The 13,509-nt window shown below is 38.7% G+C and carries 17 protein-coding genes; 6 read left to right on the forward strand and 11 right to left on the reverse strand.

Annotated elements, in window-relative coordinates; genetic code table 11:
• Positions 1-137 precede the first annotated feature (137 nt).
• The 3 genes from BM137_RS06305 to BM137_RS06315 form a co-directional block, all read right to left on the reverse strand.
• Positions 138-797: an SDR family oxidoreductase gene (locus tag BM137_RS06305; protein ID WP_092480323.1), complete on the reverse strand. Its 660-nt coding sequence runs from the start codon at positions 795-797 to the stop codon at positions 138-140.
• Between the two features lie 88 nt (positions 798-885).
• Positions 886-1,101 carry a helix-turn-helix transcriptional regulator gene (locus tag BM137_RS06310; RefSeq protein WP_092480324.1) on the reverse strand — a complete coding sequence of 72 codons (216 nt, stop codon included), beginning with the start codon at positions 1,099-1,101 and terminating at the stop codon, positions 886-888.
• Positions 1,102-1,109: 8 nt separating this feature from the next.
• Positions 1,110-1,418: a DUF6442 family protein gene (locus BM137_RS06315; RefSeq protein WP_092480325.1), complete on the reverse strand. Its 309-nt coding sequence runs from the start codon at positions 1,416-1,418 to the stop codon at positions 1,110-1,112.
• Between the two features lie 396 nt (positions 1,419-1,814).
• Between BM137_RS06315 and BM137_RS06320 the strand changes: the two genes are divergently transcribed.
• The gene (locus tag BM137_RS06320) at positions 1,815-2,579 is read left to right on the forward strand and encodes an IclR family transcriptional regulator (RefSeq protein WP_092480326.1); all 765 of its coding nucleotides are present in this window, start codon (positions 1,815-1,817) and stop codon (positions 2,577-2,579) included.
• An 82-nt stretch (positions 2,580-2,661) separates the two neighbouring features.
• Here the strand turns inward: BM137_RS06320 and BM137_RS06325 are convergent, their stop codons facing one another.
• The 3 genes from BM137_RS06325 to BM137_RS06335 are packed head-to-tail and all read right to left on the reverse strand — an operon-like array spanning position 2,662 to position 4,648.
• Positions 2,662-2,844, reverse strand: coding sequence for a hypothetical protein (locus BM137_RS06325; protein ID WP_092480327.1), 183 nt, complete (start codon positions 2,842-2,844; stop codon positions 2,662-2,664).
• A gap of 28 nt (positions 2,845-2,872) precedes the next feature.
• On the reverse strand, positions 2,873-3,568 hold the full coding sequence (locus BM137_RS06330) for an NAD(P)H-dependent oxidoreductase (protein ID WP_092480328.1): 696 nt from the start codon (positions 3,566-3,568) through the stop codon (positions 2,873-2,875).
• A 30-nt stretch (positions 3,569-3,598) separates the two neighbouring features.
• Positions 3,599-4,648, reverse strand: a complete 1,050-nt coding sequence (locus tag BM137_RS06335) for a DUF7309 domain-containing protein (RefSeq protein WP_092480329.1) — start codon at positions 4,646-4,648, stop codon at positions 3,599-3,601.
• A 238-nt stretch (positions 4,649-4,886) separates the two neighbouring features.
• On the opposite strand from BM137_RS06335, the gene dhaK reads away from it, so the two are divergent.
• The 4 genes from dhaK (at position 4,887) to BM137_RS06355 (ending at position 8,367) form a co-directional block, all read left to right on the forward strand.
• Positions 4,887-5,876: a dihydroxyacetone kinase subunit DhaK gene (dhaK, locus tag BM137_RS06340; RefSeq protein WP_092480330.1), complete on the forward strand. Its 990-nt coding sequence runs from the start codon at positions 4,887-4,889 to the stop codon at positions 5,874-5,876.
• Positions 5,877-5,892: 16 nt separating this feature from the next.
• Positions 5,893-6,489: a dihydroxyacetone kinase subunit DhaL gene (gene dhaL / locus BM137_RS06345; RefSeq protein ID WP_092480331.1), complete on the forward strand. Its 597-nt coding sequence runs from the start codon at positions 5,893-5,895 to the stop codon at positions 6,487-6,489.
• Entirely contained in the window at positions 6,479-6,853 is a 375-nt protein-coding gene (gene dhaM, locus BM137_RS06350) for a dihydroxyacetone kinase phosphoryl donor subunit DhaM (protein WP_092480467.1), read from the forward strand. Before dhaL ends, dhaM begins: the two co-directional genes overlap by 11 nt.
• 299 nt (positions 6,854-7,152) lie before the next feature.
• On the forward strand, positions 7,153-8,367 hold the full coding sequence (locus BM137_RS06355) for a chloride channel protein (protein ID WP_092480332.1): 1,215 nt from the start codon (positions 7,153-7,155) through the stop codon (positions 8,365-8,367).
• Between the two features lie 20 nt (positions 8,368-8,387).
• Here BM137_RS06355 and BM137_RS11455 read toward each other — a convergent pair whose 3' ends face one another.
• The 5 genes from BM137_RS11455 to glpK form a co-directional block, all read right to left on the reverse strand.
• On the reverse strand, positions 8,388-8,594 hold the full coding sequence (locus BM137_RS11455; RefSeq protein WP_092480468.1) for an MFS transporter: 207 nt from the start codon (positions 8,592-8,594) through the stop codon (positions 8,388-8,390).
• A gap of 98 nt (positions 8,595-8,692) precedes the next feature.
• Positions 8,693-9,559 carry an MFS transporter gene (locus BM137_RS06365; protein WP_092480333.1) on the reverse strand — a complete coding sequence of 289 codons (867 nt, stop codon included), beginning with the start codon at positions 9,557-9,559 and terminating at the stop codon, positions 8,693-8,695.
• Entirely contained in the window at positions 9,560-9,700 is a 141-nt protein-coding gene (locus BM137_RS11275; RefSeq protein ID WP_177192517.1) for a hypothetical protein, read from the reverse strand.
• A 254-nt stretch (positions 9,701-9,954) separates the two neighbouring features.
• Positions 9,955-10,680, reverse strand: a complete 726-nt coding sequence (locus tag BM137_RS06370; RefSeq protein WP_092480334.1) for an MIP/aquaporin family protein — start codon at positions 10,678-10,680, stop codon at positions 9,955-9,957.
• A 164-nt stretch (positions 10,681-10,844) separates the two neighbouring features.
• Positions 10,845-12,368: a glycerol kinase GlpK gene (gene glpK, locus BM137_RS06375; protein WP_092480335.1), complete on the reverse strand. Its 1,524-nt coding sequence runs from the start codon at positions 12,366-12,368 to the stop codon at positions 10,845-10,847.
• A gap of 240 nt (positions 12,369-12,608) precedes the next feature.
• On the opposite strand from glpK, the gene BM137_RS06380 reads away from it, so the two are divergent.
• Entirely contained in the window at positions 12,609-13,496 is an 888-nt protein-coding gene (locus BM137_RS06380; RefSeq protein ID WP_092480336.1) for a fructose bisphosphate aldolase, read from the forward strand.
• Positions 13,497-13,509: the final 13 nt, after the last annotated feature.

The raw sequence follows: 13,509 nt of genomic DNA on the forward strand, positions 1-13,509 counted from the left end.
GATTAATAGAATAGGTCTATTGATTAAGTGAGCAGTTATTGAGCCTCCATTTGACTAATAGACCAGTCCTATTAATCAAGTGGAACTTTTAAAACATTCCGGTTGATTAATAGATCACCTTATTACCATAATCTCTTCTATAGTTGGTCTAATGCTTCTTCAATCGACTGTTCGCCCGACACTAAATCAAATGCTTTACGGTAAGTTTTCTCATTGTCTAAGCTCTCAAATACCACTTTAGCCACGTCTTCACGCGGAATCGTCCGGTCATCCGAATCGGTTAGTTGCATATTGTCAGACACGACCACTTTGCCTTTACTGGTGTCATCTGTCAGACCCCCAGGACGAACGATCGTATAGTTCAACCCGCTTTGCATCAATTCTTTATCTGCATAGTATTTCGCCACATAGTAAGATTTGATTTCTTCATTCCATTTTTCACGTTGATCTGCACCAAATGCACTCACCATCAAGAATCGATCCACACCAACATTTTTGGCTGCATCAATGACTTTCACCGCACCATCTAAATCGATCAGCAACGTTTTATCTGCCCCAGTGCTGCCGCCAGAGCCTGCTGTAAAGACTACTGCGTCAGTTCCTTTAACTGCCTCTTCCAAATCGCTCACAGAGCCTTCTAAGTCCCCTAAGTGAGTTTCGATACCGTTGCTTTCCAGTTCTTTTGCTTGTCCCTCTTTTCGGACAAATGCTCGAACAGAATGTTTCTCACTTTTATTTAACAAGTCGACCAATTGTTTTCCTATTTTTCCATTTGCTCCCACTACTAATACTTTCATGTATGCAATCTCCCTTCGAGTCTGATTCTTTTTCAACCTTAACACAAAAAGTAAGTAGAATAAAAAGGTGTGCTTCGTATAGGTTTTCTTAAAAATAAAACAGTTCTTCAAACTTTTTATCTAAAGCAATGCATAATATCAGAGCAAGTTTTGCTGTCGGGTTAAACTGCCCAGTTTCAATCGAACTGATTGTATTCCTGGACACTCCTATCATTTCAGATAGCTCTCTTTGGGATAATTGTTTCTCTTTTCTAGCTGTTTTTATATTATTTTTTAAAACCAATTCTTCCTTTTCCAAATCCATTTCTCCCATTATATAGTTTGTAAGATATACCAGATAAGAAAAGCTGCGCACAAAAAACTATTTACTATACTAAAATATAAAATCCCTTTCTCTTTTCTTAAACGATATCGTGAAAATCCTCCGGTCGCCATAAATGCAAAAAGCAACGCCGTTATATCACCAAAAGGCAAGTTATTGAAAATTTGATACATCATTATTAACAACGCTAAGAAGCACAGTGCGTAAAAACCTTGGTCATCTGCATGATTATTTTCATGATTTTTTCCTTCGTCATTGTTTTCAGAACGATATTTATTTAGTATTTCTTCTTTATCCATTCCATTCCCTCTTTTCGCCAAGTTTACTTGTCGAATACATCTTATACTTGCCAAGTAAACTTGTCAACAAAATCAAAAAAACACGCATTCAGCTGACCAAGTACGTGTCTTTCTTGCAAGTTAATCGTCTTATACTTAATTTCAAGACTATACTTCTATAAAAAAGGGAACTACAGTTGTTATACAACACAAACTGGAAAGGTCTAGTTGTTTTTCGTTTAATCGCTTCCAACGACTGTTGTCACAAATAGTTCATATGCTTATATTTACATACTTGATACGAGATGGATTTCTCAAACTCAACTTGTACAACTAAAAGTTATCTCATATAATAAAACATGTCGTGAAAGAGTCATTCGGGTAATCAAGAAATTAATTTTTAAAAGGAGTAATAATATGACGAATAATCCCACTGGTGGGGTACAAACAATAGATAGAGCCCTGACCATTCTAGAAACCCTTTCCAATTATGATAATTTAAGTTTGATGGAGATAAGCGAAAAAGTTCAGTTGCATAAAGCTACAACACATCGTTTAATCAACTCTCTATTGCAAAACGGGTACATTGAAAAAGACCCGACAACCAAAAAATACCGTATCTCTTTAAAATTATTCCAGTTAGGGAACAGACGAGTTCAAAATATCGATTTTTTGAATGTTGCTAAAAGCATGATTCGTCAGTTGTCTCAAGAAATTAATCAAACTGTTCATTTAGTAATAGAAGATGATTATGAAGTTTTATATATCGATAAACATGATGCTCAGCAATCAGATACTCGTATGCACTCTAGAATAGGGAAGAAAGCTCCTATGTATTTAACTGCTGTAGGAAAAGCTATTCTGGCTACTAAACCCAACAGTGCGGTCATCGAGTATTGGGAGCAAGCAGATATCCAAAAGAAAACAAAAAATACCATTACAGATTTAGATGCTTTTTTAGCTGAAATGGAAACTGTTCGCCAGCAAGGTTATGCCTTGGATTACGAAGAAAATGAAGTGGGTATTGTCTGTATCGGTGCTTCATTTGCTAGTTATAAGGATTTAGCCGCTGGTGCTATCAGCATTTCTCTGCCTGTTTCAGAAATTGAGAAAAAAGATCAGTATATTACTAAAATAGTGGAAACAACCAGAAAAATATCTAATTTATTAGGTCATTTCTAGTCGTTCGTCAAATAAAAAAACTCCGCAACTGACATAAAATAGTCAATTGCGGAGTATTTTGTTAAAAGAATGAACTAAACCGTTATTCGCTCCAATTTCTTGGACTCCATAAGGTTCCATCCAGTTCTCCTTCCATTTGTTGGATACGCACTGTCTGTTCTTGAATCAAACGCTTAGCTGCTGCTAACAGCGCTTTTTGCTTATAGTCCCGACTCATTTCAAAAGCACGTTCCAGTTCTTGAATCATCCATTCGTTTTGATCCATCTCATTCTCTCCAATGCTTCTTCGATTATTAGGAATTCATTTCATCTAATACCATTTTTAATCCATCTATCGTATCTCGATTTTCTTCAATAAGATCTACTGCATGCTGCATCAGCAGTTCATCGCCTGGAGCTAAAGTTTCTTCTGGTGTTTTTTCCAACTCTTGAATGATCCATTTTTCCCGAGTCGCTAAACTGTCATCTGCTTCTCTCGTAACAGCTTGCTGATAATCGATCAGTAAGGTCATTTTCTGTTCTTCTGTCATATATGGAAATTGGTAAATCACAAACGGCTTCAAATAAGTCATTCCCGTTTTCACTGCAACAGCTTGAAAAGGTTTCGTTAATTCGTTGATACTGAAAACTTCTTTACCTCCTGCTTGGTACTCGCTTTCCTTGATCCCTACAGACAGCACCAACCCAAACTCTTTTCCGCTCAATGCATGTCCATTTTTTCCATAAGCAAACCCATATGTCAGTACTTCATCTTGCCATTGCTTCAATAACGGCGGCGAGCTGTACCAGTAAAATGGAAATTGAAACAAGATACGGTCAAATTGCTTCAACAATTCTTGTTCTGCTGCTACATCTATTTGACTGTCTGGATAGACTCCTTCTAAATGGTGAACTTTTACCGATTCACTTTCGGGGATAGAACTCAGCAAAAATTGCTGACTGCCGGATTCAGAAATCTCCGGATGCGAAATGACCACTAAAGTTTTCATCTTTTTCCTCCAATACACTGAAGAAGATTTTTATTCTGCATCTTCTTCATCAAAAAATTCTATCATATCATTTTGTACAGCTGAAATCATTGGCAGTTTATAGACGGGTACCAGTTCAATGTCTAACTTTTTCAGTAATTCTTTCAATATACCGCTTATTCTATGGTAACGGCTGACATTGACGACAACGGTTGGCGGTTTTACATCATTAGCCAGCAATACCTTAATGAAAAGCCGTTGAATTTTTTCTATTTCTTCAAATTCAACCAGTTCACCCAAAAGGATTTCGGTGCTTTTGGCATCTATGATCATCAGCATAATAGAAAAACGAGGACGTTCTTCATCCATCCCTTCTCTAGGAACCGCAATATAATTCAATTCCAACTCCCAAATCGAACTGCCGATCCTTAATTGATCCACACGTCTGAGCTCAAAATCAGTTACTTTAACTGGCTCTTTAGCGTACTTTTGGGCAGCTAAACCTTGTAAGACATCCGATGGCAAGACAAACATACTATCTTCAAATTGCCCATCTTCTGTATAAGTCCGCAAAAATACACTTTCTTTATTTTCTTCAGTATCATATAGATCTAATTCAGTACGGTATTCTTCCGCCATTATCATGAATTTTTCCAGCAAATCAATCATAAATGGAACTTCATTTTCTGCTAATGGGTCAGGATAATATCCTGGCTTGTAATCTAAAAACAAAGGCCATGCTTTTTTCCCTCTGAAAGGGACGCCGCTGTTTTTGATTCGTTGGTAATCTTCTGTCGGCAAATCAAGACGGTTTTCGTACGTGAGAGAGAGCCCGTTTTGAATTAGCAACCAGTCTAATGTCGCTTCAGCATCTTTCAACTGATCTTGCTTTACCAATTCAAAATAGTACCTTAATTCTTCTAAATCACGGTAAAAGAGAAACCCGTAGTTGTCTTCTGTTTTCCCTAGAATAGACATGAAAACCGGATCGGTTCTCCCAGGCAACTGCAGCGCTAAAATATCTGTATCCCAGTAATCTTCCCAGAACGCTGCCTGGTAAAGTTGTTTGGCTAGTTCGAATAATCTTGTTTCAGCTTCCATCGCTCACACTCCTAGAGAACTAAGTTGAATTTCTCGTCCCGCTTTTATATTTCCTGTACACTAAAGTCAGATTTATCATTCCATTTTAGTGTTTCCTGTTTATTATCTCAATAAATGCTTTATCTCACAACACATTCTCAATTTTTAACTTGTTTTTCTTTTGAGTTACTATTTGTCCTCACGAGATGAAACGGTTACAATAGTAATGAAGCAACTATATTGAAGTGGAGGAAAATTCATGAAAAAAATTATTAATGATCCATCTGCAGTTGTTGATGAAATGATTAAAGGTATGGTTTTTGCTTATGATGGTTTGGTAGAGCGTTTGCCTGAAACAAACGTAGTCCACCGCAAGCATTCGAAAAACGGCAAAGTCGGTTTAGTGAGCGGAGGCGGAAGCGGTCATGAGCCAGCACATGCCGGTTTTGTAGGTCAAGGTATGCTGTCTGCCGCTGTTTGCGGAGAAGTCTTTACCTCTCCTACTCCTGATCAAATTCTTGAAGCCATCAAAGCAAGTGATGAAGGCAATGGAGTATTTATGGTCATTAAGAACTACTCTGGCGATATCATGAACTTTGAAATGGCTAAAGATTTAGCTGACATGGAAGATATTCCTGTAGACTTTGTTGTTGTGGATGATGACATTGCTGTAGAAGACAGTACTTATACAGCAGGTAAAAGAGGAATCGCTGGAACTGTCCTAGTACACAAAATTTTAGGCGCAGCCGCTGAAGAAGGAGCTTCTCTTTCCGAGATCAAAGAACTGGCTGACAAATTAGTTCCTGCAATCAAATCGATCGGTGTGGCATTATCTCCTGCCACGAATCCAGAAGTGGGTAAACCAGGATTCGAAATCGGCGATGATGAAATTGAATTTGGTGTCGGTATCCATGGGGAACCTGGGTATCGCAGAGAAAAATTGCAACCGTCAAAAGACTTAGCCGCTGAGCTGGTCAAACAATTGAAAAAAGAATTCCAATGGTCTGGTGATGAACAGTACGCACTTTTGATCAACGGAATGGGCGCTACTCCTTTAATGGAACAATTTGTTTTTACAAATGACGTACGCGAACTACTAGCAGCTGAAGGCATCACATTAGTCTTTAAGAAAGTTGGAGACTACATGACTTCTATTGATATGGCTGGAGTTTCGATTACATTATTAAAATTAGAAGACGAAAAATGGGTAGACTATTTAACTGCACCCGTAAATACAATTTCTTGGTAAGAAGGGAGTTTACACAATGCTATCAGTCGAAACAGTAACAAAATGGATGGAACTATTTGGTGAACAATTAACGGAAAACAAAACGTATTTGAGCGAATTAGACACGGCCATCGGAGACGGTGACCATGGCAACAATTTAGCTCGTGGTGCTGCAGCATTGAAAGAAAAACTCGGTGCTAATGAATACGAAGCTTTAACTGATTTATTGAAAGATGTCGGAATGGTCTTCGTCAGTAAAATCGGCGGAGCTTCTGGTCCTTTATACGGTTCAGCTTTCATCAGTATGGCAAAAGCCAGCAAAGACAATGACAGTTTGGAATTAGCTGATTTGTTGGCAGCTGGTTTAGACGGCATCCAAAAACGAGGAAAAGCTGAAGCCGGCGAAAAAACGATGGTGGACGAATGGGTCCCTGTTGTAGAAGCCGTCAAAAATAACTCGTTAACAACAGAGACTATCGAAGAAGCTGTAGAGAAAACAAAAGATATGAAAGCTACAAAAGGAAGAGCTTCTTATTTAGGAGATCGTTCTATCGGACATTTGGATCCGGGAGCTATGTCCAGCAGCCTTCTTTTCAAAACCATGTTAGAGGCAGGTGTCTATGATGGCAAATAAACCAGGAATTCTGCTTGTTTCTCACGTTTCAGATATTGCTGACGGATTGGCTACATTGTTAGGTCAAGTAGCGGGCGACGTGACAATAATAGCAGCCGGCGGAACTGAAGATGGTGAAGTCGGAACAAGCTTTGATAAAATCTCTGCTGCCGTAGAGAAATTTGAAGAAGATACTATTCTGGCTTTTTATGACTTAGGCAGTGCGAAAATGAACTTAGAAATGGCGATTGAAACAACGGATAAGAATATTACTTTATACGACACAGCTTTCATCGAAAGTGCATATACTGCAGCTTCTCTGTTGCAAGTCGATGTGCCTGTTGAAGATATCGATAAACAATTAGCCGAATTGAAAGTGAAATAATCGGTTTGGATGCCTCTATTAGTCAAGTGAGACGTATTTGAAGCTTCACTTGATTAATAGAACGCGTCTATTGATCAAGTGGGACGATTTTGAGCGTTCATTTGATTAATAGGACTGCTCTATTAGTCAAGTGACGCAGATTTCGATGTCCGCTTGATTAATAGACGGCTATCGCTTGCTCTCTCCTCTTGCTCTTTTTTTGAGCAAGAGTTTTTTTTTGCTGCCTTCATTGACACTCTAACCGCAAATAGCTAAAATGATGTACTGAAGCGGCAATTATCAAGCAAGGGGTGGAATAAATGAAGCATCATTGGAGACTAGATCGCCAGAAAATCAAGACATGGATTCTATTAGGATTCGCCAGTCTTCTAATCGGCTGTGTAGTCGGAGCTCTTGACACATTATTTGGTAGAGTATTATTAAGTTTATCTGATTTCAGAAGTGAACATTTTACACCTCTTATTTTATTTCTGGCACCTGCTGGAATGTTGTTTGTTTATCTGTTTTCGTCTTATGGTAAAACAAGTACACAAGGAATGAACCTTATTTTTCAAGTAGGTCATGAAGAACAAGACATGATTCCTAAAAGACTTATTCCGTTTGTGATCAGCGGAACGTGGCTGACACATTTATTTGGCGGCAGTGCCGGCAGAGAGGGGGTCGCGGTCCAATTAGGAGCCGCAATTTCAAATGGGATCGGTCGTAAAGTGAAGTTAGCGAATACGAATACGACCAGTATGTTTCTCATAACGGGTATGGCTGCAGGGTTTGCTGGATTATTCCAAACACCGATCGCTGCTGTTTTTTTTGCACTCGAAGTCTTAACCGCTGGACGATTGCGTTATGATGCTCTTTACACTTCTGTAATTGCTGCTTTTACTGCGAGTTTTGTTTCCAATCGGCTTGGTCTGGAGAAATTTTCTTTCGCTTTGCGTTCACCTGTACATATGAGCTTTGAAGTGCTTTTAAAATTGTTGATTTTAGGTATTGTATTTGGCTGGACGGGAGGATTATTTGCTCACATTCTAAAAAAAGTAAAATCTTTTTTAGCGCATAACTTGCCTGATCCAGTCAAGAGAATCGGATGGATAGGAATTGGTTTGAGTGTCTTTATATGGGTGTTATTTCAAGGTCGTTATGCTGGATTAGGAACTAATTTGATCGATGCCAGCTTTTTTGGACAGCCGATTTATGCTTATGATTGGGTACTGAAGTTTTTGTTGACGATACTGACGATTGGAGCAGGTTTTCAAGGCGGTGAAGTCACTCCCTTATTTTCTATTGGAGCTTCATTAGGCGTTGTACTGGCTGCTGCTTTAGGACTTCCAATCGAATTTGCGGCTGCTCTAGGTTATGCGAGTGTATTCGGCAGTGCGACCAATACCTTATTGGCTCCTATATTGATTGGTGCAGAAGTCTTCGGCTTTACTTATCTTCCTTATTTTACTATCGTCTGCTCAGTAGCCTATCTGTGCAATAGAAGCAAATCCATTTATCCTCTTCAAAAAAAATAGTAGGGGCTGGGAAATAACTCCTAGCTATGGGTTGCGTAAACGTGCTCAAAAAGGCAGCCCCGACGTCCACTTGCACCCGAAACAAATCCAACAGCACTTAATGCAAATCCACCTAATCCTCCAGCAAAAGCTTGTCCGATTTTACGAGAGAATGAGTAAACAGCATAAATCGTTCCATCTTCACGTTTTCCAGTACGTACTTCTTGATAATCGATAATATCTGAAATGAATGCTCAGATAATAATGTTAAAGTAGTTCATTCCTAAGTTTCCAACAAGCGCAAACGCCAGGAAAGCCCATACATTATTGATTTGCAAAAAAAAAATTATCCATACATAGTAGCACTAATCAGTAAAGCAACAGTTCCAGATTCTTTCTTACCAAAGCGAGCAGCAATCTTACTAGCAAATGGTGCTAAGACTAAAACCCCTACTGTTCCTAAAATACCTGAAGCAGCTAAACCTGAAGCACTATTAAAGTAAGTTGTGTACAAGTAAGCGTTCATTGTTCCAACTAAAATTTGCGCCAACAATAGAAATATTGCTGCAGAAATGATGCCTAATAAAGCTCTGTTAGTCGTTAATCCAATTACGATTGATTTCATTTGCTGTCCTACAGTTTCTGTACTGGAAGCATCTTTTTCAGGAAGTTGAATTCTCTCCATTGACCAGAAATACAATACTCCATACATTACTAAAGCAACAATACCAAATACAAAAGCAATCATTGTAAATCGTTCTGGAACAATAACTTGATCTCCCGAACTATTTGTTGTGTAAACAACTATAGGGACTACAAAAGAAATGACCATAGAAGCAATACTTGCTCCTACACTACGGAAAGTAGAAAGTGCTGCACGATCCTCTGCTTTGTCGCTGATAACAGAAGCCATAGAACCGATACCTGTATAACAAAAACTGCCCCAGAATAAATAAGTCACATTAGCATAAATCATTTTAGCTGGCATAGACCAGTCTTTTACCACATATAAGAACATTAAGAAACCAGCAATAACCGCAAATGGTGCCATTCTTCGAATCCAAGGTCTGAGTCGTCCGTCTTTGGCTGGTTTGAACGTATCTACAATTCTTCCCATCTCAACGCCTGTAAACGCATCCACGATTCTGGAAACTAAAAATAATGTTCCGACCGCTGCTCCGCTGATGCCTAAAACGTTTGTGTAAAAAACCATTCAGAATGAACTAGCGAAAATGAAAAACATATCATTAGCAATATCTCCAGCTATGTACCCTAACTTGTCCTTAATTCCAAATGGACGGATTTCTTGTGTTCTATCATCTACAACAGGATTTGCATACCTTTCTTTTGCCATAATTTCTTTACCTCTTTTCTGACAATTTCAAAATCTAACATGTGTGCCTCATAATGTAATACATAATACCATCAAAGAGACCTTTAACAAGTTTATTGAGACAAAAAGTAAACGTTTTGTTGAAAACGTTTGTTTTGCAGCCGAATTTTTGTCAAAATAAAAAACTTGTGTCCTGAGATATTATTTCTCAAGACACAAGTTTTTCTGTTAACTATCGATTATTTCTGTAAGATTCGGCAATTAGTTGTGCATTTTTAGCCTAATGGCAATACTTGGTACAATAATGCTGCTAGTGCTGCTCCGATAAATGGTCCTGCAATCGGAACCCAAGCGTAACCCCAGTCAGAGTCTCCTTTGTTAGCGATTGGCAGGATTTGGTGAGCGATTCTTGGTCCTAAGTCACGAGCCGGGTTGATTGCATAACCTGTCGTTCCTCCTAATGAAAGACCAATGGCAACGATCAGCAAACCAACAACAATCGGGTTTAATCCATCTGTAAATTGTCCTTGAGTAAAGGCTAATAGACCAAATACCAGCATCGCAGTTCCAATGGCTTCACTGATCACGTTATTGATTGGACTTTTGATTGCTGGACCTGTAGAAAAGACACTTAAGATTGTTTCAGAATCGTCAGTTGCTTTCCAGTGTGGCATGTAGTGGATCCAAACGATCACTGCACCCGCAATACCTCCAAGGATTTGAGCTCCAATATATGGTAAGACTGAACTCCAAGCAATCTCGCCAGCTATAGCCATTCCTAATGTTACAGCAGGGTTAAGGTGAGCCGGACTTAAGAACCCTGATGAGTAGACAGCAATGGTAACAGCAAGCCCCCAACCAAGAGTAATCATCAACCAACCTGTATTGAATCCTTTTGTTTTATTCAATACAGATCCAGCTACTACCCCGTCTCCAAGTAAAACTAAAATCATTGTTCCTACAAATTCTCCTATTAACTGTTGCCATAATGTCGTATCCATGATAATTTCTCTCCTTTAATGGTAAATTTTATCTAAAAATAAGTTCGTTGAATGTTTATAAAATGAATTTTATTACATAATCGTAATGATTAGAAGGATCCGTTTGAAGACCCTTCTAACCACATCTTTATTGACAACATCTTACGGTCTTACAAATGATTGTTTTATTCAGCTGATTTTTTTCTTAATGGTTTGTGCTTGAATACTTTTGTGGCTTCAACAGCGTTTTGCCATCCCAGATACAAGTCTTCACGTAAATCTTCGTCCATTTCTGGATTGAATGTAGCATCTTTTTCCCAGTATTCTTTGATTTCTTCTTGGCTGCTCCAGAATCCTGTTGCCAGTCCTGCAAGGTAAGCAGCACCTAAAGCAGTTGTTTCGCTGACTTTAGAACGTTCGATCGTAAGATCTAGAATATCGGCTTGGAATTGCATCAAGAAGTTATTGTTGGCTGCTCCTCCATCGACACGCATTGTTGTCGTTTCAATTCCAGAATCTTTGTTCATTGTGTCGATAACATCTCTTGTTTGATATGCTAACGATTCTAAAGTAGCTCTGATAAAGTGTTCCTTAGTAGTTCCTCTTGTCACACCAAATACCGAACCGCGAGCATCTTGGTCCCAGTGAGGAGCTCCTAATCCAGTAAATGCCGGTACAACATATACGTTATCTGTCGTATCCACTTTTGTCGCATATTCTTCTGATTCAGGAGATGTTCTAAACATCCGCATACCGTCACGCAACCATTGAATCGCTGATCCGGCTACGAAAATACTTCCTTCTAAAGCGTACGTAACTTCTCCATTCAATCCGTAAGCGATAGTCGTTAATAAACCGTTATCTGATTTGATCGGCTCTTTTCCTGTATTCATGATGATAAACGCACCTGTTCCGTAGGTGTTCTTCACCATTCCTTTTTCGTAACCCGTTTGCCCGAATAAAGCGGCTTGTTGGTCACCAGCGATTCCGGCAATCGGCACTTCTGTTCCATAGAAATGTTGAGGAATCGTTTTTCCATAAACTTCAGAAGAAGATTTTACTTCTGGAAGCATGACTTTAGGAATGTTCAAGATCTTTAGAATCTCTTCATCCCACTCTAAATCGTAAATATTGTACATCATAGTACGACTAGCATTAGAGTAGTCTGTAACGTGAGCAGCTCCCCCTGTTAATTTCCACACTAACCACGTATCGATCGTTCCAAATAACAACTCGCCTTTTTCAGCTCTTTCTTGAGCTCCTTCAACTTTGTCCAATAACCATCTTACTTTAGTTGCAGAGAAGTAAGAGTCGATCACTAAACCAGTTTTATTGTGGATCATTTCAGTGTAGCCGTCATCTTTTAATTTTGTAGAAATGTCATTTGTTTGTTTAGATTGCCATACCACTGCATGATAAATCGGTCTGCCTGTGTTCTTGTCCCATACAACAGTTGTTTCACGTTGGTTCGTGATTCCGATACTGTCGATTTCACTTGGTTTAAGTCCAGACTCAATTAAAACACCGGCAATAACAGTCAGCACAGAAATCCAGATTTCATTCGCATCATGTTCTACCCAACCTGGTTCTGGGAAGTATTGTGTAAATTCTTTCTGGAAGCTCCATTTCGGATTCCCTTCCTTATCGAAAATAATAGCTCTCGAACTGGTCGTTCCTTGGTCAATCGACATAATATATTTCTTTTCCATCTTCTTGCCTCCTATTTTATAATAACGCTTTCATATTGGTGAAACATAAATCTCCTATATCCACTATAACGTTCTTTATTTAAAGAGTAAAATATAAATACCGTTATTCATTGTTTTTTTATTTCAGGATTAACTTCGTTATACAGTGCCTATCTTTTTACCCTTTGTTGAATGCTTGTTATACTGATAGCGAAAAAGATTATTCTATCTTTCAAAAAAAACTAAGGAGCTGAGTTTGTTGTGAATCAAGCACAAATAGACATCATCAGAAACGGAAATGGTTTTATAGCTGCCCTCGATCAAAGTGGTGGAAGTACACCCAAAGCTTTATCTCTTTACGGCGTGGACGAAGGATCTTATTCAAGTGAAGATGAAATGTTCAATCTTGTTCATGAAATGCGGACTCGCATCATCACTTCACCAGCATTTAGTTCAAATTATATTCTAGGAGCTATTCTTTTCGAACAAACAATGGATCGCAAAATTGAAGACTTTTACACGGCAGATTATCTGTGGGAAAAGAAAGGAATTGTTCCTTTCTTGAAAATCGATAAAGGTTTAGCTGATGAAAGCGAAGGCGTTCAATTGATGAAGCCAAATCCAGGATTGAATGATTTATTAAAAAGAGCCAATGAACGAAACATCTTTGGTACTAAGATGCGTTCGTTAATCAAAGAACCAAATAAAGATGGTATCCACCAAGTGGTCGATCAACAATTCGAAGTCGCTAAACAGATTCTTCATGCAGGTCTGGTGCCTATTATCGAGCCTGAAGTCAATATTTACAGTGAAGACAAAGAAAAATGCGAAAGCATCTTAAAAGAAGAAATCTTAACGTATTTAGATCAGCTGGAGGAACATGAAAATGTCATGTTGAAGTTATCCATTCCTACCGTGTCTGATTTTTATGTCGAGTTGATTGAACACCCTAGAGTATTGCGTGTAGTGGCTCTTTCAGGCGGCTATTCTCGTGAAGAAGCCAATGAAAAATTACGAAACAACCGCGGCTTGATCGCCAGCTTCTCACGTGCTCTCTCTGAAGGTTTATACGCGAATCAATCAGATGAAGAATTCGATGCTATTCTTATGGATTCTGTCAAAGAAATCTACGAGGCTTCGGTTTCTTAAAATAATTTATTAA

The organism is Desemzia incerta, from assembly GCF_900115825.1.
Classification (GTDB): domain Bacteria; phylum Bacillota; class Bacilli; order Lactobacillales; family Carnobacteriaceae; genus Desemzia; species Desemzia incerta.

What these genes read in the sequence shown, in the direction of transcription:
- BM137_RS06365 (WP_092480333.1), bottom strand. Translation starts at nt 9,559, where the DNA reads ATGGTTTTTTACACAAACGTTTTAGGCATCAGCGGAGCAGCGGTCGGA.
- BM137_RS06370 (WP_092480334.1), bottom strand. Translation starts at nt 10,680, where the DNA reads ATGGATACGACATTATGGCAACAGTTAATAGGAGAATTTGTAGGAACA.
- BM137_RS06325 (WP_092480327.1), bottom strand. Translation starts at nt 2,844, where the DNA reads ATGGATCAAAACGAATGGATGATTCAAGAACTGGAACGTGCTTTTGAA.
- BM137_RS11275 (WP_177192517.1), bottom strand. Translation starts at nt 9,700, where the DNA reads ATGGCAAAAGAAAGGTATGCAAATCCTGTTGTAGATGATAGAACACAA.
- dhaL (WP_092480331.1), top strand. Translation starts at nt 5,893, where the DNA reads ATGCTATCAGTCGAAACAGTAACAAAATGGATGGAACTATTTGGTGAA.
- BM137_RS06330 (WP_092480328.1), bottom strand. Translation starts at nt 3,568, where the DNA reads ATGAAAACTTTAGTGGTCATTTCGCATCCGGAGATTTCTGAATCCGGC.
- dhaK (WP_092480330.1), top strand. Translation starts at nt 4,887, where the DNA reads ATGAAAAAAATTATTAATGATCCATCTGCAGTTGTTGATGAAATGATT.
- BM137_RS06320 (WP_092480326.1), top strand. Translation starts at nt 1,815, where the DNA reads ATGACGAATAATCCCACTGGTGGGGTACAAACAATAGATAGAGCCCTG.
- glpK (WP_092480335.1), bottom strand. Translation starts at nt 12,368, where the DNA reads ATGGAAAAGAAATATATTATGTCGATTGACCAAGGAACGACCAGTTCG.
- BM137_RS06335 (WP_092480329.1), bottom strand. Translation starts at nt 4,648, where the DNA reads ATGGAAGCTGAAACAAGATTATTCGAACTAGCCAAACAACTTTACCAG.
- BM137_RS06315 (WP_092480325.1), bottom strand. Translation starts at nt 1,418, where the DNA reads ATGGATAAAGAAGAAATACTAAATAAATATCGTTCTGAAAACAATGAC.
- BM137_RS06355 (WP_092480332.1), top strand. Translation starts at nt 7,153, where the DNA reads ATGAAGCATCATTGGAGACTAGATCGCCAGAAAATCAAGACATGGATT.
- BM137_RS06305 (WP_092480323.1), bottom strand. Translation starts at nt 797, where the DNA reads ATGAAAGTATTAGTAGTGGGAGCAAATGGAAAAATAGGAAAACAATTG.
- dhaM (WP_092480467.1), top strand. Translation starts at nt 6,479, where the DNA reads ATGGCAAATAAACCAGGAATTCTGCTTGTTTCTCACGTTTCAGATATT.
- BM137_RS06310 (WP_092480324.1), bottom strand. Translation starts at nt 1,101, where the DNA reads ATGGATTTGGAAAAGGAAGAATTGGTTTTAAAAAATAATATAAAAACA.